Origin of the sequence: Streptomyces sp. STR69, from assembly GCF_024519455.1 — a bacterium.
GTDB lineage: Bacteria > Actinomycetota > Actinomycetes > Streptomycetales > Streptomycetaceae > Streptomyces.
In genome coordinates this window covers 73539-98012 of record NZ_JALJRY010000004.1, presented here as the reverse complement: position 1 = coordinate 98012, position 24474 = coordinate 73539, and the positions used below count along the sequence as shown (strand labels likewise).

Genomic DNA, 24474 nt, shown 5'->3' with positions numbered 1-24474 from the left:
ATGGTTGCGAGTAACAAACTGTCAATTCTCGGCCGAGCGCGTGAGGTACTACTCAGCCCCCCGACGGCGAACTGCCCTCGCGGGTCCGTCGCCGCGACCGATCATCGCTCGATCACCAAGAGATTCCAAGGAAATGGTCGCTCACAGTTCCTCCACTCTCATTTTCTCGTGCTCCGATGAAGGAGACATCGTTTGACGCATTGTTCTGCCGGGCCGCTCAGGGGTGCGGTACAGGCCCTCACCGGCGATGTGAGAGAGCGTGTCGTCGAGGCCGGGGCCGGCCGGGTGGGCCGCCTGACACTCGACGACACGGCCATGTCCTCCGGCTTCGCTACGGCAGACCCCAGGGCGACCCCGGTTCACTGACGGCGACGGGCGCGATGACGAGATCGGGACGGGAACCGGCGTGAACCAGCACCTCACGGCCCCGGGGAAGGTCGATGGCGAGGGTGCCGTCGCCCAGATCGTGGGTGTGGGCGGGAGTGCCGTCGTCCAGGAGCACGGTGAGGGCCCCGGTGAGGCCGTGCCGGAGCTTGAGCGGTTCGCCCGCCAGGCTTCTGATCCTGATGAACCGGGTCACCCCGGCCTTTCGGACGGCGCTGACCAAGAAGGCGCCCTGGGTGCGGAAGTCGTGCAGGGTCACGTCCGCCCAGGAGGACGGGACGGCCGGGAAGACGCGGATCACGCCGCCCCAGCTCTGGCAGAACATGTCGTGCAGGGACTGCGAGGCGGACAGCGGCGTCTCGATGACCGGCCCGGCCTCGGTGTAGTGCGTGTTGGCACGGCAGGGGTAGCGCGTGGTGGGATCGAAGAACTTCCGCAGGTACGTGATCGCGGTGTCTCCGTCACCGGTCATCGCGTACATGGAAGCGGCCCCGGTGTAGCTGTAGCCGCGGTGAGCGCCGGTCAGCGCGTGCCAGTGGGTCACCGACTTCGCGATCAGGTCGCGGCTGCCGGGCTGGTCCCAGTTCACGAGATACAGCGGATACACCATCAGCAGGTGCGAGTAGTGCCGGTGGGACTGTGCGTACGGGGTGTCGGCGCCGATCATGAAGCCGTTGTCGTCGACCGGGTACGGCGTGAGCCTGGCCAGCACCCCCTGCCACTGTGGGATCAACTCGTCGTCGACTGCGAGCAGTTCGGCGGACTCGATGAGCGTCTGGCAGCCCCATCGGATCAGAGCCAGGTCGTAGTTCGTGTCCTGCGGCGGCACGACGGGGTATTCGGGCGAGAGCGTGCTCGGCAGGTGGAGTCTGCCGTCGCCGCCCGGGGCGAGGAAGTGCAGGTAGTAGTTGATCGCCCGGCGCAGCACGGGATAGATCGTGTCGCGCAGGAGTGCCTTGTCCATGGAGTGCCGGTAGGACAGCCACACGTTGTGCAGCGCCCAGGTGAGGTCGCCGGTCTCGGCGCCTGTTCCCGGTCGGCCCACTTCGCGGTTGGCGAACATGTCGGAGCTGCGGCCGATGCCGGAGCTGTCCGCCCGGTAGGCGGTGGGCACGTTGGCGGCGAGCTGTTCCTGGTTCTGGCGCAGCGTGGTGGCGAGCGAGTCCAGCTCAGGGTGGTTGAAGCCGTGGATGAGCCAGTACTCCAACTGAACGTTGAGGTTCCACCAGACCGCGGGCCAGGGCGTGGGTTCCAGCCATGGCCCGGAGGTGGCCATGACGGGGCCGTCGGCGCGGCTGGCGGAGGCGACCTTGTAGAGCTGGATCCAGTGGAAGCTCTGCAGTCGCTGGTCGGGGAACGAGACGAAACTCTTGCGGTAGAACGCGTGCCACCACTGGGTGTGGCGCCGCCTGAGGGCGGTGTACGAGACCGCGCGCCGGAGATTGCGCAACGAGGCGGTCGCCGCGGCGGTGTCGGAGGGCGAGCTGTGTCCGACGCTGAGCAGCAGGTCGTGGCCGGTGCGGCGATAGGCGGTGGCGGTCTGGCCTCCGGTGAGGGGCTGGAGCACCTGCTCGGTGCCGTCGGCGGAAGTCCGGGTGGTCCAGGGCGGGTTGGCGGTGTAGCCCGCGGGCGGAGCTTCGCTGATGCGTCGGGGGCTGAGCGCTTCCTCGGGGTGGAACGTCCAGGTGACCCGTTCATCGCCGCCGGCCGTCACACGGGCGGCGAACACCTCGTCGTGGATGAGAGCGGAGAGGGTGAGCGTGCCCGCGGTGGTGGTGACGGTACCGGTGAGCTCGGCGTTCCACAGGCTCAGCCGCCAGTCGACTGAGGTGATGGTGCCGACCGGTTCGAGTGTGAGGTGGCCGACCGGCAGGCGACAGGTGCCCCAGCCGCTGCCGAACTCGGGCCGATGGTCCTGGACCCGGCCGTGCTGGACGGTGAAGCGGAGCTGGTTGGCGCCCGGCTCCTGGTACACCATGCTGCCGAGCAGGCCGTCCCCCAGGAACGGGCCCTCGTGCCAGAGGGTGGGCAGTCTGCTCCACAACAGATCCTGGCCCCGCAGAAATTCTTCCCAGGCACCGTCGGTACGCATGGTGTCGCGGAGTCTCCAGGGGCTTCTGCGGGCCCGGGCCGGCGGAACAACGTCGGCCACCCCCTCCGCCCGTACAAGCTCGTCGGCGTGGGCCGTCCCAGCGGGCAGGGCCGCGGCCGCAGCTCCCCCCAACGCGGTGCCGAGTAAGACTCTGCGAGGCAGCGGTGAGTGCTTTCCCGGCTGCGAGGTCATCATCGTCCTCCAGAACTGACAGTCCTTTATACATCGGGTGTATTGAGGAACCTAGGCATGTCCCGCATGCCTGTCAATGACCGCAACCGAGGGGCTTCCATGCCGAAAGAACAGCCATTTTCGGCTATTTGGGAAGCGGTGTACACATCTGCAACCCCCACCCCGAGTCCTTCACTCCTCCGATGTATTGCGGTTACGTGCGTTCACGTTCCGGCACTTGCTCCGCACTCTCCTGGGAGCACAGACAGCGGCCCTCCTGCCGCTTCCCGCGAGCACGGCTGCGCCGGACCCGCCACCGGCCGACCCTGCTGAACCGGCACGTGGGAGGCCGCCACATGCGCGACCACCACCAACCTGTCGGCCAGTCGGTGCGCAACGTGATCCACACCGGCGTCGGCGGGCCGCGCGGCCCGCATCCGCGTCTCCAACCGGCTCGGCACGGCGCCGCATCCCTCACGGCATCCCGGCCGGCCGGGATGCCGTGAGCGAGGCGGTCCGCGTACGGGTGCCCTCGGACGCCAACCTGCTGGGCAGCCTGTACGAGCCCCACGGCTCGGCCCCGCGTGGCCCGGCGACGTAGCACCGCGCCGCCCTGCAGGCCTCGTTCCTCGCCCCGGACGGTGATCAGACAGCGGGGCAGGTCGGCACCGCATACGCCGCGACCACCGGTTCCTGGTACTGACTGCCCGCCGTCGACATGGTCAGCTCCAGGACCACGGGCAGCGTCGTCGCGCCGGGCGACCCGGTCACCGACGGGTACGGATCGACGGCGAGCGCGAACCACCGCCGGCCCGACCGGCTCGCCACCACGCCCGCGGCATCCGTGTCGTCGGCGGCACGATCACCCCGTACGGCGGGAACGGCGGCTGGGCCGAGGCCCGCGAAGGCGTACGTCGGTTCGTCGCCGACCTGATCCGGTGCGGCGGAATCTTCGACGCCGCCGTCCGTGATCCCGACGTCCGGGACCGGGCCCTGTCGGCCTTCGACTGCCGCGACCACCTGTACTTCGATGACACCGGGCCGCAGGCGACGGCCGCCAAGATCAACCTCCATTCCCGCACCGAAAAGGACACCCCATGAACACGAGATCACTCATACCGGCCGGTGCCGGCCAGGGAGCGAAGTCGGAGCCTGCTGTCTCCCACGACAGCACATACCGGCCGTCAGCCGCTGGTCGTGAAGTCGGTGAAATCGTCTTCGCTCGGGTAGCCCGGGTTGGCGGCGGTGCCGAAGAGGCCTACGTCCTGGGTAGGGGCGGCGGAGGGAACGTTCGCGGTACTCAGTCGGGTCCAACTGGTGCTGTCAGTCGAGTAGTAGCCGACGAAGGTGGTGCCAGAGCGGACCAGCCGGATCCAACTGGGCAGGACGGGCTTGCCGACGCCGGAGCCGTTGGGCGCGGTGCCGGCGTCGAGCCGCCCGTCGCCGTCGGCGTCCCACTGCATGAAGTAGCCCTTCTTCGCGCTGACTCCCACGGTCACGAAGCCGGGCGAGTTGCTCGCGCCGGTGATGTCGTTGCGCACCATGATTCCCGTCTTGGCCCCGGAGTTCTGGTACCGCTGCCAGGTGACACGAACCGTCGTGACGGAGCCGTCGTGTTCCGCGCCGGGGACATAGAGCGCGCCGTATTCGTTCTTCGGTCCGTAGACATCGGCGCCGGCCGCGCGAATGCCGAGGGCTGAACCGACCTGTGAGAAGTTCGCGGGCTCCGGCGAAGAGGAAAAGGTCTGAAACGGGGCCTGGACGGGCTCGTCGAGCAGAACGGACGTGTGGCCGCCGGCCGAGCCTTTGGCCCGTGCCCCGGTGCCGGTGTTCCAGCGGAAGTGGGCGAAGGCGTCGAGCCGGACCGTCGGGAAGAGCTGGTTGATGGACGCCGGTGGCGTAACACGGTAAGTGGCGCGGACGGTCGCGCCGGGTGCGACGGAGGCGAAGGAGGTGGGCGAGACGGGGGTGGCTGTCCAGCCCTTCGGGACGGGCAGGGCCACGTGGACTCCGGTCGCGGCGACGGTGCCCCAGTTGGTGAAGTCCGCGTTGGCGGTGGTCTGTTGACCGGTCCCCAGGGTGCCGGGGGCGGTCACGGTGAGGCCGGTCTGCGGGCGTCCCGGCGCCTTGCCTTCGGCCCACGGACGTACCCGGAACAGTGCCACGCCGTGGACGGGGACCGAGGCGGCGACGGTGGCGCCGGAGGACCGGGTGACCTCGTGCGTCCACAGGTTGTCGAGGCGGTACGAGGAGGACGGGGGCAGGCCGGCTGTGTCCGCGGCGATGGATACGGTCTGTGCTACGGACCCGGTGTTGAACAGCCCCAGGATCACCTCGCCGTTCGGCTCCGTTTTCGCGAAGACCTGCGTGGTCGCGCTCCTGCTCACCCGACTGGCATTGACGGTGTCCTGGTCCACGGCGATCACGTCACGATTCGCCAGCAGCCTCAGATCGGCGGAGTCGAGCCTCGTCAGGTCCGTGCCCAGGAGCAAGGGGGAGGAGGCCAGCGACCACAGGCTCAGCTGGGTCTGCCGCTCGTCGGGGGTCAGCCCGCCGTCGCTGCCGTTGCCGACCTCGATCGAGTCGTAGTCGTTGAACGCGCCGGAGCCGCCGAACGGTTGCCAGGCCGCGACCTGGTCGAACCGGGCCGACATCCGTTGCCAACTGGTCAACGGGGTACTGGATCCGTTCACGCCGCAATAGCACTCGATGTCGCCGCCGGTACGCCAGCCGTTGCTGGTGGCCTGCCAGGTGGCGGCGTCGGCGATGCTGAGTGAGTTGGAAAGTTCCAGGTGCATCGGACGGCCGGTGGCGACGATCGCCTGGTGCCACACCCGCATCTCGGGGCGGTTGTCGGCGGGGACGAGGCCGCCGCCGGGGCCGACGAAGTCCATCTTGATGTAGTCGACGCCCCAGGAGGCGAACAGGTCGGCGTAGCCCTGCACGTACTCCTCCGCACCAGGCTTGCCGAAGTCGATGCGGTAGGAGTCGTTGTGGGTGTTGCCGGGCTGTGTCGGGTCCGCGATGTCCTGCATGTGGTACGCGGTGCCCTGGACCGGCAGGTTCTTCTGATACGCCTCGATCGGGATGCCCGGCGTGAGGTAGATGCCGAACTTGAGCCCCAGGCGGTGCAGATACGCGGCGAGGGCGGGGATTCCGTCGGGAAAACGGGTGGTGTCCCAGGCGTTCCGCCCGTATGCGTCCAGGTGGTCGGACCAGCCGGCGTCGATGTTGATGTAGCGGTAGCCGTAGCGCCGCAGCTTGTCGTGCATGACCCGCGCCTGAGCCTTGATCCCGTCCTGGGTCAGGCCGCTGCCTTCGCGCAGCGCGCTCCAACTGCTCCAGCCCATGGGCGGTGTGGACGAGATGGGGGTGGCTGCGTCCGGCGGGGCCACGGATGCGGGCCCGGCCACCGCGGGCGACGTTCCCGCCGCAAGCCCGAGTAAGAGCAGTAGAGGCAGCAGACATCTGATCAATCTCGCATACATCGAACGGCTCCTCAGAATGGCCAGCGGCAACTTGCCTTGTCCTTACCGGTCGAACCGCACATGTTCTATGCGCGATCCACTGCTACGTCAACACATTCATCCGATGAATCATTGAGAGGCGCCTCACGATGGCCGGGTTTCTGCAGTCGGGCAGTCCCAGGTCCGCCCCGATCGCCGACGACGTGGCACACGGTTCGCCCTCAGGGCCGCGAGTGCCGCAAGCAGTGCGACGAGCACGCACACGCCCCACCAGCCGGCCCGGCTCCAGACGCGGAGCCCGAGCCAGGAACCTGCGCTGCCGCCCAGGTAGGCGCAGGTCATGTAGGCGGTGTTGAGCCTGCTGCGGGCCTCGACGCACACGGCGTAGACGCGGACTTGATTGGCGACCATGCCGGACTGCATCGCGGTGTCGAGGAGCAGTGTGCCGAGTGTCAGGGCGGCCAGGCCCAGCGTGCCGCCCCGGGTACCCATGGTGAGGATCGCGGCCGAGACGAGGACGGCGAGCAGGCAGACCAGGTTCACCGGATCGGGGCCGTAGCGGTCCACGAGACGGCCGGCGAGCGGGGTGCAGACCATGGTCGCGGCGCCGACCAGGGCGATCATTCCCACCGCCGGGGCACCCAGCCGGTAGGCCGGTCCGGCGAGCAGGAGAGCCAGGCAGGTCCAGACCGCGGAGAACCCGGCGAAGACGGTTGCCTGGTAGAAGCACGAGCGGCGCAGCTCCGGCTCGGTGCGCAGCAGGCGCAGCGGCTCGGCCAGGAGCGCTGTGTACGGCTGGCGGGAGGACGGGGTCGTGGTCGGCACCGCGAACGCCAGGACGGTGGCGAGGACCAGGGCCAGGACCGCGGCGACCAGATAGGGGGCCCGCCAGCCCAGCCACTCACCGAGCGTGCCGCTGAAGGTGCGGGCCAGCAGCATGCCGCCGGTCGATCCGCTCAACAGGGTGCCGATCACCGCTCCTTGGCGGTCGGCGGCCACGAGACCAGCCGCCAGGGGGCCGACGATCTGGGCGCCCACGGTGGTCAGGCCGACGAGGGTGCCGGCGGCGATGAGGGCCGGCAGGGCCGGTGCGCAACCCGCCGCGAGCAGTGCCAGTCCGGTCAGGGCGAAGAGGACGACGAGGAACGAGCGGTGCGGGAGCCGGTCGCCGAGCGGCACCAGCAGGACCATCCCGGCCGTGTAGCCGACTTGTGTGGCGGTCACCACCGCAGCGGCCGAATCGGGCGACACGTGCAGCCCGGCGGCGATCAGCGGACCGATGGCCTGCGGAAAGTAGATGTTGCCCACTGCCACGGCGCAGGTGACAGCCAGGATCAGGACCATCCGGCGGCTCATCCTCAGTCCACCGGCCCGCCCGCGACGCGGATGACTTGTCTGGACACGAACCCCGCCCCGGGACCGACGAGGAAGGAGGCGGTACGTGCGGCCGTCGGCGGTCCGAACGCGGCGCCGATACCGCGGGCAGCACCGGTGACAACGGCCGTCCGCCGCACATGAGTTGTGGGTGTCATGGGAGGAAGTCCACGCCATCGACGGTGCGTCGCCAATCGATGTAGCGTATGGCTTAATGATCAGCTTTGTGCTCGGCGTCGAGGACCTCGCGGACACCCGCTTCGCCCTGTCGCCACTGCACGAAACCCTGTGCAGCCTGCGGGTGCTGCAGGATCCGGGCCTGTCGGCGCTGCATCTGCCCTGGCGCAGGTCCGTACTCGGCAGACTCGGCGCGCTCGACACCGGTCTGCTGATGTCCTTGGTCGCCCAGCGGCGTACCCTCCCCGACTTCCTGACCCCGAATCCCGCGAGCTTCGCGCCGGCCTTCGAAGAAGAACTCCTCGTCGTCCGTCAGGCGTCCTGCGCCCGGGTCCGCCACGACCTGCTGCTCGCGCACGCGCCCGACCCTCTTCCCGAGGCGCTCCGCGACGCCACCGCCGCCGAAGACGCACCTGTCGCCGCACTCCGCGACGCCATCTGCGATCTCCTGAGGCAGTACTGGGAGGTGGCCATCGAGCCGGTGTGGCCGCAGATGCGGCTGGTGCTGGAAGCCGACATGACCTACCGAGCCCGCCAACTCGCCCTGGGGGGCGCCCGACTGCTGTTCGCCGACATGCACCCGAACCTGCGCTGGCAGGGCGGGGAGCTGTACATCCACAAGATGATCGGCAGGCACCGGGTTGCGGCATCCGGCCGGGGGCTGCTGCTCCTGCCGTCCGTGTTCGCACACAAGCCCGCGCCACCCGTGAGCCCTGACGAGCCGCCGAGCCTCGCCTATCCCAGCCGGGGGGTGGCCACGCTGTGGGGCTCGGAGATACCGACCGTCGACACAACCGCCCTGGTGTCCCTGCTCGGTTCATCCCGAGCGAGACTGCTCGGCCTCCTGGAAGAGCCGCTGCCCACCGTAGAACTCGCCCGCCGTCTCAGGGTCACCCCGAGCGCCGTCTCCCAGCACCTGCGTGTCCTGCACGCCACAGGACTGGTCACCCGGACACGTGACGGACGGCATGTGCTGTACCGGAGAAGCACACTCGGCGACCGACTCACGACCACCGCGACCGGACCGCGAACCCAAGGCAGTTGAGGTTCGGCCGTGGTCAGTTCCGTTCCGAGGGCAGCCGGGTGAGTGTCAACTCGTAGGGGAAGTCGGTGGTTGGAGACGCGGGCGTCAGACGAACGGCTCTGCCTCCGCAGCGGTAGCGATCGGGGGAGAAGGACGCGGTGCGTTTTTCGCGGACGACGTAGGTCTCGCCCACGCGGAGACTGAGCTCGCCGGGGCGGCGTAGAGCTGAACCGTAGTAACCGATCTTGCCGTTTGCCGTGCGGTACCGGGTGGTGACGCTGCCGCTTGTTCGAAGAACCACGGGGCGGCCGTGGAGAGTTGCCGTCTCCGAGACGCCCTTGCCGTGGTCGATGATCAGGGTGCCGTCGGGCCGGAACGTCCAGGTGCCGCCCTCACCGGTCAGCCACACGCTGCTTCCGTCGATGCGCACACGTTGCCGGGCCGGGAACGCACGCCAACTTCCGAGGAGACAGGGGTCGTTGCTCCGGCCGGACGAACCTGAGGTGTCCTGACGGTTCATCGGGGACTGTGCGACCACCACGGGGGCGGCAGGTCGCCAGACGAGGTAGTCCTGTGGGACCCCCGCAGCCGCGCCCACGAGAGGAAGCACCGCCAGGAGCCCCAGCATCGGCGGCAGGAACGCCGGGCGGCGGGTGTCCCCGCGTGCCGTGTCCGCCCCGCCGTCCGACGGCCGTCGACGGTGTCCGGACAGTGCCGCGACCGCGGCGCCGAGCAGTCCGGCGGGTACCGCGGCGACCACTCCCCAGGCGACGACTTCGTGCAGATGGAAGGCGGCGTCGGCATCGGGCAGGAACACCCTCGCGCGGCAGGCGTCCGGAGCGACGCCGGTGACGGCGACGCACAGGGATGTCCCCCGGCTGACGTAGAAGCCCAGAGTGCCCAGGACCGCGGTCACGGTCACGGCCAGCGGAACCAGCACGGGCCGCCGCCCACGGCAGACGAGAGCGGTCCCGGCCGCCGCTGCCGCCTGGAGCAGGGCAGTGACCGCCAGGTACGTGCTTGCGCGCACGACGGAGAACGGCAGGGTCCCGAGGGCGGCCGACGGGTCGGCGATCCGGCGGACCTCGGGCGGCAGCGCGCCCCGGGCGGCATAGGGCAGGGCGATCCCGGCCGCGACCGCCGCGAGGCCCGCGACCGCGCCGACCGCCAGAGCTCTCCCGACGCCTTCGGCCGAGGCGAGGGACCCGCGCCGTCGGCGGGCCAGCAGCAGCGGGACCGCCCAGACGAGGACGAGTCCGACGGGCAGGAAGGGGGTGGCGCGGACGAGGACGAGTGGGACGTAGAAGTAGGCGTCGCCGAGGCCGCCGGTGAGAGCGGTGTACCAGCCGATCGTCCGGCCCACGGCCGGTACCGCGTGCAGGGGCGTCCTCGTGAGGTCGGCCGGGTCCAGCCGGCGGCTGTACCACAGGGCAAGAAGCGGTCCCCAGACGGCTCCGGCGGTGGCGACGATCGCGCGTGGGCGCAGCCCACGTGTCACGGCCGACTCCTCCGGGGAAACCCGGCGGTGCACCGACCGCGTCCACAGTGCGAGCGGGAGCAGGATCGCCAGCTGGACGAGACCGATCAGCGCGTACTGGCCGAGGGACGGTTCGACCGCCGTCAGGTCGGCCGTTCCCAGCGAGATCTTCCCGCTGCACACCATGCCGCCCGTGAGCGCGGCCGGCAGGACGACGACGTCCCACCGGGAACGGGCCGCCTCCGGGGCAACAGGCGTGCGGCGGCCCGCCGTTGCGACCAGTGCCGAGGCCAGCGTCGACGTGACGACGACACCGACGGGCAGCGCGAGCAGCGTCAGGCCCACCGTGACGAAGCGCCCCGTGACATTCCCCGTCAGCAACGCGAGATTGTGGAGGGCCAGGCCGGCCAGGAGTCCGATTCCGGCCATCTCCCAGGCACCGGTGCGCAGCAGCCGTACGGGATCGAGCATCGCCGCCACCCGCTGACCGGGACTGGGATGAGTTCCGGTAGGAGCTGCCCAGCGCAGCCATGCGGCCGGAACCCACCGCCACGCCGCACGCGTACGCGGCCGGGGCAGGGCGGCGACCATCCGGGGGAGGGAGCTCCGGGTGGAGTCCCAGGAGTGGGCGACCGCGTCGGCGTGCAGTTCCCGTGCACGCAGGATCATGTTCCTGGCCAGGTAGGCAGTGACACTCAGCACCACGAGGGCGACCAGCCGGTACGCCGGCTTCTCCGCGCCGCCCGGGGACATGGTGCCCGGCAGGCCGCCCGCGCCTCCGGCCTCCAGCAGCGCGCGGGGATACACGGACAGCAGCACGCAGGGTATGAGCGCCGTCGCGACGAAGGACCACCAGAGCGCGACCGTCAGATAGGTGCGGCCGACATCGCGATGGCGATGGTGGGCCAGTTCGTGTCTCACGACGGCGCGGAAGCCGTCCCGGTCCAGGTCGTAGCGGACCAGCAGTCCTACGTCGAGACAGATCCGGGGACGTCCCGGCAGACCGTACGCCCGGCCGCCCGTCCTGGGCGCGTAGGGATCGACCAGCCAGAGGGGAAGCCGGGACAGCCCGGTCGCGCGGGCCAGGGAATCCAGTTCCTCCAGTACGTCGGCGTTCTCGTCCCCGGTCAGCCGGACCTTCCTGGACCATCGCGGCAGACGAACGCTCCCGGCCCGGCGCCACCGCGGGCCGGACCCGACGCGCGAGGTCGGCCGCCGCATGAGCCGCGGCCACCAGGGGTGGACCGCGTACAGAAGGACGGCGACAGCCGCTTCGACCATGAGCCCGGTCGCGATGCACCCGGCCTCGTGCAGGAAGTACGGCCGCTCGCACGCGTTGGCCATCGTGATCTGTGCGTTCAGACGGTCACTCTGCTCCATGATCCAGGCGGTCGCCGGATCGATCCGGGCCAAGCAGGGACGGACCTGGACCCGGGAAAGGCGCTCGGAGGACGGCAACGCGGCGCACACCACACTGAACGCCACGACACTGGACGCCAGCACCGCGCCCACCAGGAGCGCGAACCGCAGGTCCGTTCTGGCCCGCAGCAGTCGCCCCGGCACCGTGGCGGGACCGGGCGGGACCGCGCGAGGAGTCATGTCTTCGAAGACCCCTGCACGTTCGGTCACTGCGGCGGCTCCCCGGCCAGCCCGTCGCCCACCACCGCCGCGGCCATGAGCTCTGCTCTGTCCTGCGGCATCCCACCGTGGCGAACCAGCGTGCGCAGCACGATCCGCCGTACCTCGCGCCACTGCTCGGGATCCAGCCGCACCACCTCGGTCGGTTCTCCCGCCGAACCGGCATCCCGCGCTCCCTCCTCCGCGGAGCCTTCGGCGGTCGGGCGGGCGAACATCCTGCGGATCACACCCCGTGACGCGCCGACCGCCTTGTCGCCCAGATACGCCCCCACAGCGGACGCCGCAGCCAGGAACACGGGGGTCAGCAACTGCTCCGCCTCCGGCCCACCGAACCCAAGAGGCCCGCTTCCGCGCGCCTCGGTGCTGGGCGCCAGCGCCTGCTGCGGATCAGTGAAGTAGGCCGCGCACAGCATGTCGAACGCCCGGCGTTCGGCGGCGACCCGTTCGGGTGCCACAGCGGCGGCCCGATCGAGCATTCCCCGTGCCGCTTCCGCCACGTCCACCGCTTCGGAGTCGTACACATGACGCGATGTCTTCACGCCGCCCCCAGACCAGAGTCAGTCACCACGAGACCCCGCAGACGCGTCCCTGACACGGATCGTCTGCTCAGCTCCTACGGCGCCTGACACTAGGGGAATTGCGCCGAAGTGCCGTGAATATCAGCAAATAGGTGGTGATGTGCATCGCGGTGATGTAGGGGATTCCCGCCGGCCCCGTTAGCGTCCGGGAAGTCGCCGTCGGTGTCTCACCCGGCGCCGATCGGGCCGCACATCAGGTTGCCGGGTTCGGCAGGATCGTCGCTGATCCAGAACTGGGTCCACAGCGCGGCGAACTCGGGGCGGCTGAGGTAGCCGTCGGCGTCGTGGTCGAGCCGGTCGAAGGCGCCGCCGGTCTCCACGGGCCGCCCGTGCCAGGTGTCGACGAGACGCTGGTGCTCGCCGCGCGAGATGCGCCCGTCGGCGTTCTCGTCGACCGCGTCGAAGATGGTGTCGGCGGTGGCGGTGACGGCCTCGGGGATGGTCGGCAGCAGGTCCACCATGGCGAGGAGGTCGTCCAGGTCGATCCGGCCGTCCCGGTCCGTGTCCACGCTCTCCGCCAGCTGCTGCCACCAGCCCTTCAGCACGCCGTCCACGCGCGCGGCCAGTTCCGATCCCTCTCTCACGCGCGGCAGCCGGCCCCAGCGGTCCGCCAGGGACACGAAGTCCGCCTCCTCCAGATAGCCGTTGCCGTCCGCGTCGAACGCCTCGAACATGGCCCGGAGCTTGGCCCGCTGGAACTCGCTGGACATCACATGTCTCCTCACTCGCAGTACTGAGGACATGCTTTCCGCCGCCGGCCGCCCCGCAACGGCGCTCGCGCTCACCGCGACGGGTGTCCGCGCGCCCACGAGCCCGCCCGGTGCGCCGGGCGCCGGTTTGTCGGCGGCGGATGGTGGACCGTGCCCCGGCAACCGTTCATGCCCGCCGGGAGCCGCCGCCGATTCCGTACCCTGGCTCCATGCGCATGCGCCCCACCCTGAGCTGGACCCCCGCGGCGGCGGACCTGCTGCCGGGCACCACCGACCTGGAGCCGGTCGTCGACGCGCTGAGTGCCGGCGGTGTGCTGGTGCTCAGCGGCGCGGGCATCTCCACGGAGTCGGGCATCCCCGACTACCGGGGCGAGGGCGGGAGCCTGAGCCGGCACACCCCGATGACCTACCAGGACTTCACCGGCAGCGCGCACGCGCGGCGCCGGTACTGGGCGCGCAGCCACCTGGGTTGGCGCACCTTCGGGCGGGCCCGCCCCAACGCGGGACACCTGGCGGTGGCCGCCTTCGCCCGGGACGCCCGCGTCTCGGGCGTGATCACCCAGAACGTCGACGGCCTGCACCAGGCCGCCGGCAGCGAGGGCGTCGTGGAACTCCACGGCAGCCTGGACCGGGTCGTCTGCCTCTCCTGCCGCGCCCTCAGCCCGCGCCGCGAACTCGCCCGGCGCCTGGAGGCGGAGAACCCGGGCTTCGACCCGGTCGCCGCCGGGATCAACCCGGACGGTGACGCGGACCTCACCGACGCGCAGGTCGGGGACTTCGGCGTCGTGCCGTGCGCCGACTGCGGCGGCGTCCTCAAACCGGACGTGGTGTTCTTCGGCGAGACGGTTCCACCGCAGCGCGTCGAGCACTGCCGACGGCTGGTCCGCGAGTCGACCGCGCTGCTGGTCCTCGGCTCGTCGCTGACGGTGATGTCCGGGCTGCGGTTCGTCCGTCAGGCGTCGCAGGAGGGCAAGCCGGTGCTGATCGTCAACCGGGACCCCACCCGGGGCGACCCGCACGCCCGCGCCCGGGTCGCGCTGCCGCTGGGTACGGCCCTGACGGCCGTCGCCGACCGACTCGGCATCCCGGTCGGCGGGCCGGCGGACTGAGGAACAGGGCTGGACGACGGCCTGGAACGGAGCCGGGTTCACCGGGATCGACGTCGACGTGCGGGATCTCGGTCACGGGCCTCGCAGTTGGGGCCGGTGTGCCGGGAACGGCTGTACGGCCGGCCCCGGCACCGAGAGGTTCACGGCTTGCGCGCGACCGCCCCGTACATCGCGATGTCCTCGTCGCGTATGTTCTGCTCGCCCGTACCGTCCGGGTGCCACTTGTGGACCTGGACGATGCCGGGTTCGACCAGCTCCAGCCCGTCGAAGAACTCGTGGGCCTCGTCGATGGTGCGCAGCCGCATCGGCATGTCGCGGGCCGCGTACTCGCGGGCGACGCGTCCCACCTCCTGCGGCGCGAACTCGGCGGTGCCGATCGACATCGCGAGGTAACTGCCCGAGGGGAGCGGCTCCAGCAGGCGCCGTACGACGCCCACCGCGTCGTCCGCGTCGAGCATGAAGTGCACGATGGCGATCACGGTCAGCGCCACCGGCCGGGAGAGGTCCAGGGTCTCTCGCAGCTCCGGCGCGTCGAGGATCGTGGACGGCTCACGGAAGTCGGCCTCGATGTACGACGTCCTGCCCTCGGCCGTACTGGAGAGCAGACCCTGGGACAGGGTGAGGACGATGGGGTCGTTGTCGACATAGACCACCCGTGACTCGGGAGCCACCTGCTGGGCGATCTCGTGCAGGTTCGGGGAGGTGGGGATGCCGGTGCCGACGTCCAGGAACTGGCGTACGCCCGCCTCCTCGGCGAGCCAGCGCACGGCCCGGTTCATCCAGTCCCGGTTGGCGCGCATGTGGATCGGGAGCGCGGGCCACTCCCGGGACATGGCGTCGCCCGCCTCCTTGTCGGCGGGGTAGTAGTCCTTCCCGCCCATGATGTAGTCGTAGATCCGCGCGGAGTGCGCGTGCTCGGTGTCGATGCGGTCGGCCGGCCATCCGTTGTCGGGCAACGCCGTGTCTCCCATGCGAGTTGTGGAGTTTCGGGATGAACGCTCAGTAAAACAAGGGGGGTTCACAGGAGGAAGTCGGCGTCCCCCGCCTTCACGCCCGTGACGAAGCTCGTCATCTCGCGGGGTGTGAAAACCAGCGCCGGTCCGTCGGGGTCGGTCGACTGACGTACGGCGACGCGTCCGTCGGCGAGCTTCTTCACTTCCACGCAGGCGCCCCCGGCGTCGTCGCTCCACGGCTTGGTCCAGCCGCGTGCGCCCAGGTTTCGGGACGGTATGCCGTTGCGTATGGGGTGGTGCACGTCAGAGCTCCTTGCGAATCGCACCGAGGAGGGCCTCGGTCTTGCGGGCGGGCGCCGCCTGCGCGCCCAGCCGGTCCAGGGCCTCGCGGTACACCACGACGTCGTCGCCCTTGTCCAGGTAGACAGCGCCCACCAGGCCGTTGAGATAGACGACGTCGGGCAGTTCGGGTGCCCGGAACCGGAAGAGGTGGAACGCCCCGGCCCGCATGGCGGGGTGCGGGCCGTTGGCGAACGGCATGATCTGCAGAGTCACATGGGGCAGCCGGTTGACCTCGATCAAGTGGGCGACCTGGGCGCGCATCACCGCGGCACCCCCGACCGGCCACCTCAGCACCGTCTCGTCCATCACGACCCACACCCGCGGCGGCGCCTCGCGGGTCAGCAGTTCCTGGCGGCGCATGCGTAGGGCGACCCGGCGCTCCGTGGCCTCGGTGGGGGCGTGCGGGTTGCCCGCGCCGAGCAGGGCCCGCGCGTACTCCTCGGTCTGCAGCAGCCCGTGGACGAACTCGTTCTCGTAGGCGCGGACCTGCAACGCTGCCTGCTCCAGGCTCAGATACGCGGCGAACCAGTCCGGCATGACGTCGCGGTACGTGTGCCACCAGCCGCGCTTGCTGGCCTCGCGGACCGACTTCAGGAAGGTGTCGATCTCCTGACGGTCCGTCACCCCGTAGACCTGCAGCAGCTTTTCCGCATCCGCCAGGCGCAGCCGGGCCACCTTGGCGGCCTCCATCCGGCGGATCGTGGAGTGGCTGACACCGATGGCCTCGCCCGCCTGCTCGTACGTGAGGCCTGCCCGGGTCCGCAGTTCCTCCAGCTGGCGGCCGAGGATCATGCGCAGGACGGAGGGGACTCCGCCCCAGTCGGTCTCTGCGGTCACGGTCTACCTCCCTTGCGCCTCCAGCTCCGGGCGGCAGTCTGGCAGGGTTTCGCTCTTCACAGACTTTTTCGATCACTTCCTGGCGGAAGCAGCATGCACTTCGCGACGTGCAATTTTCAACTTGCCGGTTGCGATGCGTTGTTGGCAGGTGTCACAGTAAGCACGTCGTCACAGCTCGTCGAAGAGCGAGACGGCGCAGCCCAGTTGGGGGAAAAGGGTTGCGACCTGCGTTGGCCCGGCCGGGTCGCCATCCGCGCCTCGTGCGCGGCCGGCCGGCCCGACACCGGCACCGCCCAGGGTGCGAAGGCACACGAAAGGCGTACGGCGATGGTTCCGCCCTCTTTCCCCCAGCCGTTGGATCGACCTCCCGGAGGCGGGCGTCCTGGCCGACTCCCTGGGCCCCAAGGCCCCGGCCGGCTCGCCTCCGGGAACCAACACCCCCGCCACAGCCATCTGTTCGGCCTGCCGGCGACCCCGGCGTCGGCCGGTCTGGCCCGCAGAACCGTGGACGAACTGCTCATCGCGTGGGGCGTCCGCGAAGACGTCCGGGACAACGCTGTCGTCGTGACTTCCGAACTCGTCACCAACGCGCTCACGCACTCCGCGAGCGACTGGATCGTCTGCGAGGTGCGGAGCGCGGACGGAGTCCTCCGGATCGAGGTCGAGGACCAGAGTCGCGGTTCCACACTCCCGGTACCCGGTCGGCCCGGCCCCGACGACCAGGGCGGGCGCGGTCTCCTGCTCGTCTCCGTGCTCAGCAGCGACTGGGGAACGGCGGACGTCCCACACCGGTCCGGGCGGATCGTATGGGCCGAACTGGCCACGGACGCCGACGAATCCTTCCCGCCCTGACGCCCGCTCCTGCTTCCCCGCCCGGCCCATCCCCACACCCGGCCGAAGGGTCCCCCCCCCCATGTACCGACCGCGCAGCCGCGACCCGATCCCGTCCCCCTCCGAGCCGTCGGCTCACCACCTCGCCCCGCCCCCGAATCCCGCCGTGCCGTCGACGCACGACCGCACCCGCTCCGGACGCCTGGTGATCCCCGCGCGGTTACGCGCGAGCCTCGGATACGACGCCGTAGGCATGCCCCGGGAACACGGGGAACGCATCCTGGACCGGCTGCAGCGCGTCGGCTGCATCTTCGCCGACGCCCGGCGCTGGTGGTGGATCGTGCCGGCCGGTTCGCACATCGGCGTCATCTGGCCACCGTCCATCAGCTACGCGGTCGGCGCCCAGATGGCCGACCCCTCCTGGACGAGCACCCGCCCGAAACCGGGCCTGGAGCATCCCCGTCTGATCCATTCCCCCGCGACCGGGCAGCCCTACACGCCGCCGATACCCTTGTACTTCCTCACCTGCCGCGTCGCCGGCAGCACTCCGCTCTGGTCCCTGGACACGGCGAACTGACCAGCCGCATCCGGCAGGTCGCGGCGATACGGCGATGACGACCCGGTGACCGGTGGAGTACCGGTGGGCTTTCGACTGCTCGGCCACCGCATGGTCACGTGCGGGGACCAAGGTGCCGTCCACGACGAGCACGCTGTCCTCGCGGAACCGTCGGCGCGGCCAGAGGGCGAGCAGGGGTGCGAGGCGGTCGATGCGCAGGGCGTTCACCACCTTGCCGAAGCAGCGCGGGTTCAGCCCGGTGAACGGGCCTGTCCGGGACGGCTGCGGCGCCGTGATCACGCCAACCACGAGAAGATCGTGCCCCCGCGCTGCGAACTGCCCGAGAGGGAGGCACACATGGAGACAGACTTGGTCAGTCGTCTGGAAGAGGCGGCCGATCGCTTCGTGGCCCCACTGCGTATGAACGAGGGGTTCGATGGGCAAGCGCTCCTCAAGCTGGAGGAGGAGATCGACCGCTGCGGGACGGCATGGAGGGGAGCCGCCCACGTACCGAAGCGTGCGGCGTTGATCCTCGCCGAACTCCACCCGGCCATCGAGGCCTGCGCCTGGCTGTACGAAGGGGACATGCGGCAGCGGATCCAGGAGGCGGGAGTAATGGTGTCCGAGGCGGTGATCGCTGCTCTGGACTGAGCACCTTCCTGCGGACCCCGGCGCGAAGGGGTGTGAGCCGGCAGTTCGGAAGGCGCTGGGGACAGGCCCAGTGTTGTGGGACGACTCGTAGGGTGACTCGATGAGATTCCGAGGCGTGTTACTCGTGCTGTTCCTGTTGCCGCTGCTGTGGGGGGCCTTGTCGCTGTTGAGAGCCGGCGCGGCCTACGGCGCCCCTGACTGCCCGGGGCTCCATATGGACGCCGAGGGCGAGAGTGCCCCGGGGCACATGCACGAGGGCGACCGCTGCGCGCTCTCCTACGACACCGCCACCGGCCGCTCGACCGGCACGAGCACGTACGACCAGCTGAAGTTCGCCCAGGAAGTGAAGCGCCGGAGCCTGAGGCGCGAGGGCGCGCTGTTCGTCCTGTACGGAGCTGCGGGGATCGGCATCACATTCGCCGGGCAGCGTGCGCAGGCCCGCCGGTGGGGGCACTTGGCGAAGAAGTCGTAGTCGTAGCCGCAGTAGCCCTCGCCCAGGTCGGGCTGAGCCGGCGGATCCCGTCGACGCGGCAGCCGCCGAACAGCCGGACGCCGACCATCGCGCGGACCCTCTCGATGTGGTCAGCATCGTCCCGCGGACTCACCAGTCCGTTACAGGCTCAGCGTGGGGAGTTCCTCGTCGGTGCGGGGCTCGCGGTTCTCGATCAGCCAGAACAGGTAGCCGCGCAGGTAGTCCTCCAGGCCGTCGTCCTTCTCGTTCGGGCGGTCGTCGAGTTCCTCGGCTGACCAGGCGCGGACCGACTCACGTCCGGCCCACCACAGTCGCACCGCTTCGGGCGTCCACCGTTGGTCGCCGTCCCAGGCGTAGCCGCCGAACGGTTCGTCGGCGGCGATCTCCACCAGTCCCGCCACCTCGCGGGGATTGGCGGGCTGGCGGTACGCTGGGCCAACTGCGGTCCTCCCAGCGACCGTTGCCCATCGAGTCGGTGAGCTCGCGGGCGCTGGGCAAGGGATCCCAGTACCGCAGTTCCTGCCAGCGCCCTTCGGTCGGATGGGCCATCAGCCGCCGCCGCATCCGCGCCGCCGCCTGCGCGAATTCTCGATCCCGAGCCTGTTCCATCGCGTTCGCCTCCCACCGGGCGAGATCACCGGGGAACCTACGGGACTCCTTCCAGCGGAGTCCAGAAGCCGCCCGGCAACCGGGCCCGCGACACTTGCCGTCGCCGCTCCTTCCACCCGGACCACGCGGCCACCTGCTCGCACGTCTCAGCGCGTCCGTCTCCGATGGACAAGGCGCGACTCCGATGAGTCCGGCACCCGACACGTCCTGCTGGTCTCCGTCGACGGGCTGCACCCGGCCGCGGGTCGACGGTCGCGTCAAAACGAGGTGATCGGGCTGCTCGGTTGCCGTTAGTCTGCCCGCGGAGGCCGCCCGTGGGGATGTCGTTGCTGTACGAGGTTTTGGAACCGCTGCCGGACGCGGAGAGCGCTCTGCGTCGTGCCCGTGAACTCCTGAGGGACTTCGCCGACTGGGCGGACGACCCGGACATTCCCGAGATCGGCCAGGTCGTCACGGCGGAGCAGTACGCTCACGCGCTCACCTTCTTTCGCGCGGGCCGGTTCACGACTCGGGCCGGTAGGCGCTTCCCGGAGACGGGCCTGGAGGACTTCTGGACGCGGCTGCACGCGCTGGGCGTGCCGCGTGGGGAGAGCCCGTACGAGGTGGAGGTGGAGCTGATACCCGAGCTTGAGGGGCTTTGGCCGCTTCCTCCGGAGATATGTCTGGAACCGTGGCGGGATGCCTGGCCGCCGCTCGTGCTCTCGCGCTTGGAGGAGACCTGCAGGGAAGCCGACATCGACGTCCTGGTCGCGGACGTCGGTCCGCTGTCCTTCGACGTGGGCTGGGACGCAGCGCTGCGCGGACTGCCCCACAGCAAGCTGTGCGGTGTCCAACTGTGTCTCAACAGCGTCTGGACCTCCCAGAGTTCAGAACCGGCGCCGGGAACGCACGGTGTCTACCTCTCCATCGGGACCAAGAACCGGGACGTGCAGGACGAGTGGCTCGCCGCCACCGGCCTGGCTCTCGGCGAGCCGCTGATGGGCTGGTAGGCGTCAGCTCGTTTCCCTCGTGCGGCGGATTCGGTCCGGTCGGACGGGTGTCCGAAGAAGCGGGCGATACGAGGAGCAAGGTACTCGGCCCGGGTGATGAGCCCGAGGTGCACGTCCGGGCAGCAGTTCGGCAGGCCGATCGCCAGGACCAAGCTCGTCCAGGCCAAGCCCGTCGCCTTCGCGTGAGCCCTCACCGAACGCCGACCGCGCCGTCGCGTGCGACAAACCCGGCGACGTCGGCGATCGTCCCCGGGATACTGGTCGCCCATGGATGAGGTCGAAGTCGTCGTCGCCCATTCCGAGCGCGCCACCCTGCGCGTCGGCGACGTGTTCCTGAAGGTGGACGCCGATCAGGCGCGCATCGACAACGAGGTCGAGGCGCTGTCCCTCGCGCCGGTCCCGACCCCACAGGTCCTGTGGCACAAACCGCACGTGCTCGCGCTCGCCGCACTCCCGGGGACGACACTCGGGCGCCTCGGCGGGCCGTCGACCGGGTCGCCGGCGGAGTGGGCCGCGGCGGGCGCCGCCATCCGGAAACTGCACGACGCGCCCCTGCCGACCCGGCCCGGCGGAGCCGGACGAAGCATCGACGCGCTGACAGCGGAACTCGACACCGAGTGCGAGTCGCTCGTGACGAACGGCGTCCTGCCCACCGACCTGGTCACCCGCAACCGCCAGGTGGCAGAGGCCGCGCTTCGGCCCTGGACTCCCGCGTTCACGCACGGCGACCTGCAGATCGCGCACGTCTTCGTCGACGACGACGAGGTCACCGGCATCATCGACTGGTCCGAGGCGGGCCGGGGCGATCCCCTGTACGACCTCGCCACCTTCACGCTCGGGCACGAGGATCACCTCGACGACGTCCTCGCCGGCTACGGCACCGACGTCGACCTCGGCGTGATCCGCGCGTGGTGGTCGTTGCGCAGCCTGCTGGTGGTTCGCTGGCTGAGCGAACACGGCTTCGACCCGTTCGCGCCGGGCTGCGAGGTCGACGTACTGAGATCCCGGATGTGAGGCAGCGCGGGCCCGGCCCGGCGGAAGGTGCCCGATGGCGACGATCACACGTGAGGAACTCCGGGACCTCCTCGGCCGGTTCGTCCGAGCGCGAGGCCGACAGCCTTGGTTCGGCGGAGTGGCGGTGAACCTTCGCCAACTACCGCGCGCAGCCCGTCCATCGACGCGTAGGCCGACGGACTCGTGTCGCTGGGCGGGTACTTGAAGCCACCGCCCCGTACTCCCGGCCGGCAACCTCGCGGCATGTCTCCGGGCGGGCGTGGACTGCATCGTCTCCGGCCGCGCACGGCGACACGATGCGAGGGGGAGCGGCCCACACCTGCGGGTGATCGCGCCGGGGTATCGGTAGTGTCCGCCCCGACGCACCGGGCCTGCGGCACCGCGGTCCGCGACGAGGAGGATCACCATGGCGGATGGTCGGCAGGGGGCCGAGGCGGACGAGGTATCCGCAGCACGGCCACCGGAGGCCCGTCCCACGAGCGTTCGGGACGCGGTACGGCTCGCGGTGGTGATCGGCGCTCTCGGCGTCGTCTTCGGCGACATCGGGACCAGCCCGATCTACACCCTCCAGACCGTGTTCAGCCCGAGCGACCCGCATCCGGTCCCGGTCAGCACCCAGAACGTGTACGGGGTGGTGTCGCTGGTGTTCTGGTCGGTGGTCGTCATCGTCACGGTCACGTATGTGCTGCTGGCGATGCGCGCGGACAACGAGGGCGAGGGCGGCATCATGGCGCTGATCACCCTGCTGCGACGGTGGGGTTCACAGCACGGCGGGCGAACTACCGTCGTCCTGACCGGACTTGGCATCTTCGGCGCCTCGCTGTTCTTCGGCGACAGCATGATCACGCCGGCGATCTCGGTGCTGTCGGCGGTCGAGGGCCTCAAGGTCGTCGAGCCGTCGCTGGACAGTGCGGTCGTGCCCGTCACCGCGGTGATCATCGTGGTGCTGTTCCTGGTGCAGCGGCGTGGAACCGCCGCGGTGGGCCGGGTGTTCGGGCCGATCATGATCCTCTGGTTCACGGCCATCGGCGCGTGCGGTGTCGTAGGCATCGCCGACCACCCGGCCATCCTCCGGGCGCTGTGGCCGAGTTACGCGCTGGGCTTTCTCTTCGGCCACTTCGGCACCGCCTTCTTCGCGCTCGCCGCGGTCGTGCTCGCGGTCACCGGTGCGGAGGCGCTCTACGCGGACATGGGGCACTTCGGCCGGCGGGCCATCACCCGCGCCTGGCTGTTCCTCGTCTTCCCCGCCTGCATCCTGAGCTACTTCGGCCAGGGCGCGCTGATCCTCGACAACCCGGACAACATCAGCAGCCCGTTCTTCCTCCTCGTGCCCCACTGGGGACGGTGGCCGATGGTCCTGCTCGCCACGGCGGCCACGGTCATCGCCTCCCAGGCGGTGATCACCGGCGCCTACTCGGTGGCCTCCCAGGCGGCCCAGCTCGGCTATCTGCCGAGGCTGCGGATCGCGCACACCTCCGAGTCCACGATCGGCCAGATCTACGTCCCCTGGATCAACTGGCTGCTGATGGTCTCGGTCCTCACCCTGGTCTTCGCGTTCCGCAGCTCCGCGGCGCTGGCCTTCGCGTTCGGCATGGCGGTCACCGGCACCATCACCATCACCACGCTGCTGTTCTTCTACGTCGCCCGCGCGAAATGGGGCACTCCCGTGTGGCTCGTCGTCACCGGCGCGACCCTGCTGCTCTGCGTCGACCTGCTGTTCGTGGCGGCCAATCTGACCAAGCTCGTCCACGGCGCGTGGCTGCCGCTGCTGATCGGCCTCACCGCGTTCACCGTCATGACGACCTGGCAGCGCGGCCGTGAGGTCGTCACCGCCGAACGGGCCGAGCACGAGGGTTCCGTGCGCGAGTTCGTCGACGAACTCCGCAGCGGGGACAGGCCGGTGCTCCAGGTCCCCGGCACGGCGGTGTTCCTCAACCGGGGCAAGCAGACGGCGCCGTTGGCCATGCGGGCCAACGTGGAACGCAACCATGTGCGGCACGATCAGGTCGTGATCCTGTCCATCGAGACCGAGCCCGTGCCCCGCGTCCCGGCCGACCGGCGGATCGTCGTCGACGGCCTCGGCTACGCCGACGACGGCATCGTCCACGTCACCGCCCGGTTCGGCTACATGGAGACACCGGATGTGCCCGGCACGCTGGCGCTCCTCGAACCGGCCGACACGGAGGGGCCGTTGCTGCTCGACGAGGCGACCTACTTCCTGTCGACGATCGAGCTCCGGCGCGGCCCGGCACCGACGATGGCGCCCTGGCGCAAACGGCTGTTCATCGCCACCTCCCACATCACGGCCGACGCCGCCGAGCACTTCGGACTGCCCCGCGACCGTACGGTCATCATGGGCTGGCACATCGAGGTGTAGCGGCGGTGTCAGTCCCGGTGGACGGTGATCGTCGTCCAGAGTCCGACGTGGACGCGGTCACCGTCCTTCAACGGCACGGGCACATAGGGCGGGACGGAGTCCTCGGCGCCGTTCATCGTGGTGCCGTTGGTGGAGCCCTTGTCGATGAGGGACCAGGTGAAGTCCGGTTGCCGGACGAGGAGGGCGTGTTCGTGGGAGACGCCCGGGTCCTCGGAGCCGCTGTCGAGGTCGATGAACGGGGCCTCGCCCGTGGACCGGCGGCGACGGCCGATCGTGATCACGTTGCGGGTGAGCGGGATGTGGAGGTCGGGGGAGTAGGTGGGGACGTACAGTCCCTGGTCCTCGGGCTCGCTGCGGGCCATCACCCTGGTGAAGTAGTCGTGGTCGACATGGACGGTGGCGGTCCAGGTCGTGCCGGAGGTGAGGGTGCCGGCCCGGGTGACGAAGTCGTAGCGGCACCCCTCGCAGAACCGGGCGAGGTCCGCGCGGGGTGATCCGCAGTCGGGACAGAGTTCGGCGGCGGATGGCGCGGATGGCGCGGATGGGGCGGGTGCGGCGGACATGCGGTGGCCGCACACTTCGCACCAGTCGTCGGTTTCGGACCGGTGACCATTCGGGCAGTTCGACATGTCGTTCTTTCTC

The 24474-nt window shown here is 70.1% G+C and carries 22 protein-coding genes and 1 pseudogene; 9 read left to right on the top strand and 14 right to left on the bottom strand.

Annotation, left to right across the window (positions count from 1 at the left end):
* Positions 1 to 331: 331 nt before the first annotated feature.
* From OC490_RS08860 to OC490_RS08840, 5 genes are all read right to left on the bottom strand, one after another.
* Positions 332 to 2668 carry a glycosyl hydrolase family 95 catalytic domain-containing protein gene (locus tag OC490_RS08860; protein WP_262057567.1) on the bottom strand — a complete coding sequence of 779 codons (2337 nt, stop codon included), beginning with the start codon at positions 2666 to 2668 and terminating at the stop codon, positions 332 to 334.
* Positions 2669 to 3292: 624 nt separating this feature from the next.
* Positions 3293 to 3721 carry a hypothetical protein gene (locus OC490_RS08855; protein WP_262057291.1) on the bottom strand — a complete coding sequence of 143 codons (429 nt, stop codon included), beginning with the start codon at positions 3719 to 3721 and terminating at the stop codon, positions 3293 to 3295.
* A 110-nt stretch (positions 3722 to 3831) separates the two neighbouring features.
* Positions 3832 to 6060: an NEW3 domain-containing protein gene (locus tag OC490_RS08850; RefSeq protein ID WP_262057290.1), complete on the bottom strand. Its 2229-nt coding sequence runs from the start codon at positions 6058 to 6060 to the stop codon at positions 3832 to 3834.
* A 198-nt stretch (positions 6061 to 6258) separates the two neighbouring features.
* Complete coding sequence (locus OC490_RS08845; RefSeq protein WP_262057289.1) at positions 6259 to 7470, bottom strand: MFS transporter; 1212 nt, start codon at positions 7468 to 7470, stop codon at positions 6259 to 6261.
* 2 nt (positions 7471 to 7472) lie between these two features.
* Complete coding sequence (locus OC490_RS08840; protein WP_262057288.1) at positions 7473 to 7646, bottom strand: hypothetical protein; 174 nt, start codon at positions 7644 to 7646, stop codon at positions 7473 to 7475.
* A 56-nt stretch (positions 7647 to 7702) separates the two neighbouring features.
* Between OC490_RS08840 and OC490_RS08835 the strand changes: the two genes are divergently transcribed.
* A complete protein-coding gene (locus tag OC490_RS08835) occupies positions 7703 to 8710 on the top strand; it encodes an ArsR/SmtB family transcription factor (RefSeq protein WP_262057287.1) in 1008 nt (335 codons plus the stop codon).
* A gap of 13 nt (positions 8711 to 8723) precedes the next feature.
* Here the strand turns inward: OC490_RS08835 and OC490_RS08830 are convergent, their stop codons facing one another.
* From OC490_RS08830 to OC490_RS08820, 3 genes are all read right to left on the bottom strand, one after another.
* Positions 8724 to 11795, bottom strand: coding sequence for a M48 family metalloprotease (locus OC490_RS08830; RefSeq protein WP_262057286.1), 3072 nt, complete (start codon positions 11793 to 11795; stop codon positions 8724 to 8726).
* The gene (locus OC490_RS08825) at positions 11792 to 12343 is read right to left on the bottom strand and encodes a hypothetical protein (protein WP_262057285.1); all 552 of its coding nucleotides are present in this window, start codon (positions 12341 to 12343) and stop codon (positions 11792 to 11794) included. Before OC490_RS08825 ends, OC490_RS08830 begins: the two co-directional genes overlap by 4 nt.
* Before the next feature lie 206 nt (positions 12344 to 12549).
* Positions 12550 to 13092, bottom strand: coding sequence for an EF-hand domain-containing protein (locus OC490_RS08820; protein ID WP_262057284.1), 543 nt, complete (start codon positions 13090 to 13092; stop codon positions 12550 to 12552).
* Between the two features lie 209 nt (positions 13093 to 13301).
* On the opposite strand from OC490_RS08820, the gene OC490_RS08815 reads away from it, so the two are divergent.
* Positions 13302 to 14201: an NAD-dependent protein deacetylase gene (locus tag OC490_RS08815; protein WP_262057283.1), complete on the top strand. Its 900-nt coding sequence runs from the start codon at positions 13302 to 13304 to the stop codon at positions 14199 to 14201.
* A 140-nt stretch (positions 14202 to 14341) separates the two neighbouring features.
* Here OC490_RS08815 and OC490_RS08810 read toward each other — a convergent pair whose 3' ends face one another.
* The 3 genes from OC490_RS08810 to OC490_RS08800 all read right to left on the bottom strand — a co-directional run bounded on the left by OC490_RS08810 (position 14342) and on the right by OC490_RS08800 (position 16333).
* Positions 14342 to 15157 carry an SAM-dependent methyltransferase gene (locus OC490_RS08810; protein WP_262057566.1) on the bottom strand — a complete coding sequence of 272 codons (816 nt, stop codon included), beginning with the start codon at positions 15155 to 15157 and terminating at the stop codon, positions 14342 to 14344.
* 62 nt (positions 15158 to 15219) lie between these two features.
* Positions 15220 to 15456 (bottom strand): DUF397 domain-containing protein, encoded by a 237-nt coding sequence (locus tag OC490_RS08805; protein ID WP_033279182.1) that lies wholly within the window; start codon positions 15454 to 15456, stop codon positions 15220 to 15222.
* A 1-nt stretch (position 15457) separates the two neighbouring features.
* Positions 15458 to 16333 carry a helix-turn-helix domain-containing protein gene (locus tag OC490_RS08800; protein WP_262057282.1) on the bottom strand — a complete coding sequence of 292 codons (876 nt, stop codon included), beginning with the start codon at positions 16331 to 16333 and terminating at the stop codon, positions 15458 to 15460.
* A 93-nt stretch (positions 16334 to 16426) separates the two neighbouring features.
* Between OC490_RS08800 and OC490_RS08795 the strand changes: the two genes are divergently transcribed.
* Both OC490_RS08795 and OC490_RS08790 read left to right on the top strand, forming a co-directional pair.
* On the top strand, positions 16427 to 17185 hold the full coding sequence (locus OC490_RS08795) for an ATP-binding protein (RefSeq protein ID WP_315986663.1): 759 nt from the start codon (positions 16427 to 16429) through the stop codon (positions 17183 to 17185).
* A 61-nt stretch (positions 17186 to 17246) separates the two neighbouring features.
* Complete coding sequence (locus OC490_RS08790; protein ID WP_262057280.1) at positions 17247 to 17741, top strand: hypothetical protein; 495 nt, start codon at positions 17247 to 17249, stop codon at positions 17739 to 17741.
* A 12-nt stretch (positions 17742 to 17753) separates the two neighbouring features.
* On the opposite strand, the pseudogene OC490_RS08785 reads toward OC490_RS08790, so the two are convergent.
* A pseudogene (locus tag OC490_RS08785) lies at positions 17754 to 18029 on the bottom strand (IS5/IS1182 family transposase); the annotation flags it as partial.
* 48 nt (positions 18030 to 18077) lie between these two features.
* Here OC490_RS08785 and OC490_RS08780 point away from each other — a divergent pair.
* Both OC490_RS08780 and OC490_RS08775 read left to right on the top strand, forming a co-directional pair.
* The gene (locus OC490_RS08780; RefSeq protein WP_262057279.1) at positions 18078 to 18371 is read left to right on the top strand and encodes a hypothetical protein; all 294 of its coding nucleotides are present in this window, start codon (positions 18078 to 18080) and stop codon (positions 18369 to 18371) included.
* A gap of 100 nt (positions 18372 to 18471) precedes the next feature.
* Complete coding sequence (locus tag OC490_RS08775) at positions 18472 to 18843, top strand: hypothetical protein (RefSeq protein ID WP_262057278.1); 372 nt, start codon at positions 18472 to 18474, stop codon at positions 18841 to 18843.
* A 140-nt stretch (positions 18844 to 18983) separates the two neighbouring features.
* Here the strand turns inward: OC490_RS08775 and OC490_RS08770 are convergent, their stop codons facing one another.
* Positions 18984 to 19244 (bottom strand): hypothetical protein, encoded by a 261-nt coding sequence (locus OC490_RS08770; protein ID WP_262057277.1) that lies wholly within the window; start codon positions 19242 to 19244, stop codon positions 18984 to 18986.
* 522 nt (positions 19245 to 19766) lie between these two features.
* On the opposite strand from OC490_RS08770, the gene OC490_RS08765 reads away from it, so the two are divergent.
* The 3 genes from OC490_RS08765 (at position 19767) to OC490_RS08755 (ending at position 23832) form a co-directional block, all read left to right on the top strand.
* Entirely contained in the window at positions 19767 to 20441 is a 675-nt protein-coding gene (locus OC490_RS08765; RefSeq protein ID WP_262057276.1) for a hypothetical protein, read from the top strand.
* A gap of 267 nt (positions 20442 to 20708) precedes the next feature.
* On the top strand, positions 20709 to 21455 hold the full coding sequence (locus tag OC490_RS08760; RefSeq protein ID WP_262057275.1) for a phosphotransferase family protein: 747 nt from the start codon (positions 20709 to 20711) through the stop codon (positions 21453 to 21455).
* Positions 21456 to 21861: 406 nt separating this feature from the next.
* Positions 21862 to 23832: a potassium transporter Kup gene (locus OC490_RS08755; protein WP_262057274.1), complete on the top strand. Its 1971-nt coding sequence runs from the start codon at positions 21862 to 21864 to the stop codon at positions 23830 to 23832.
* An 8-nt stretch (positions 23833 to 23840) separates the two neighbouring features.
* Here OC490_RS08755 and OC490_RS08750 read toward each other — a convergent pair whose 3' ends face one another.
* Positions 23841 to 24395, bottom strand: coding sequence for an FHA domain-containing protein (locus tag OC490_RS08750; protein ID WP_262057273.1), 555 nt, complete (start codon positions 24393 to 24395; stop codon positions 23841 to 23843).
* Between the last annotated feature and the right edge of the window lie 79 nt (positions 24396 to 24474).

Coding starts and splice junctions, on each gene's coding strand:
- OC490_RS08835 (WP_262057287.1), top strand. CDS start 7,703: ATGATCAGCTTTGTGCTCGGCGTCGAGGACCTCGCGGACACCCGCTTC.
- OC490_RS08790 (WP_262057280.1), top strand. CDS start 17,247: ATGTACCGACCGCGCAGCCGCGACCCGATCCCGTCCCCCTCCGAGCCG.
- OC490_RS08845 (WP_262057289.1), bottom strand. CDS start 7,470: ATGAGCCGCCGGATGGTCCTGATCCTGGCTGTCACCTGCGCCGTGGCA.
- OC490_RS08840 (WP_262057288.1), bottom strand. CDS start 7,646: ATGACACCCACAACTCATGTGCGGCGGACGGCCGTTGTCACCGGTGCT.
- OC490_RS08775 (WP_262057278.1), top strand. CDS start 18,472: ATGAGATTCCGAGGCGTGTTACTCGTGCTGTTCCTGTTGCCGCTGCTG.
- OC490_RS08795 (WP_315986663.1), top strand. CDS start 16,427: ATGCACTTCGCGACGTGCAATTTTCAACTTGCCGGTTGCGATGCGTTG.
- OC490_RS08860 (WP_262057567.1), bottom strand. CDS start 2,668: ATGACCTCGCAGCCGGGAAAGCACTCACCGCTGCCTCGCAGAGTCTTA.
- OC490_RS08760 (WP_262057275.1), top strand. CDS start 20,709: ATGGATGAGGTCGAAGTCGTCGTCGCCCATTCCGAGCGCGCCACCCTG.
- OC490_RS08750 (WP_262057273.1), bottom strand. CDS start 24,395: ATGTCCGCCGCACCCGCCCCATCCGCGCCATCCGCGCCATCCGCCGCC.
- OC490_RS08820 (WP_262057284.1), bottom strand. CDS start 13,092: ATGTCCAGCGAGTTCCAGCGGGCCAAGCTCCGGGCCATGTTCGAGGCG.
- OC490_RS08755 (WP_262057274.1), top strand. CDS start 21,862: ATGGCGGATGGTCGGCAGGGGGCCGAGGCGGACGAGGTATCCGCAGCA.
- OC490_RS08780 (WP_262057279.1), top strand. CDS start 18,078: ATGGAGACAGACTTGGTCAGTCGTCTGGAAGAGGCGGCCGATCGCTTC.
- OC490_RS08855 (WP_262057291.1), bottom strand. CDS start 3,721: ATGGAGGTTGATCTTGGCGGCCGTCGCCTGCGGCCCGGTGTCATCGAA.
- OC490_RS08815 (WP_262057283.1), top strand. CDS start 13,302: ATGCGCATGCGCCCCACCCTGAGCTGGACCCCCGCGGCGGCGGACCTG.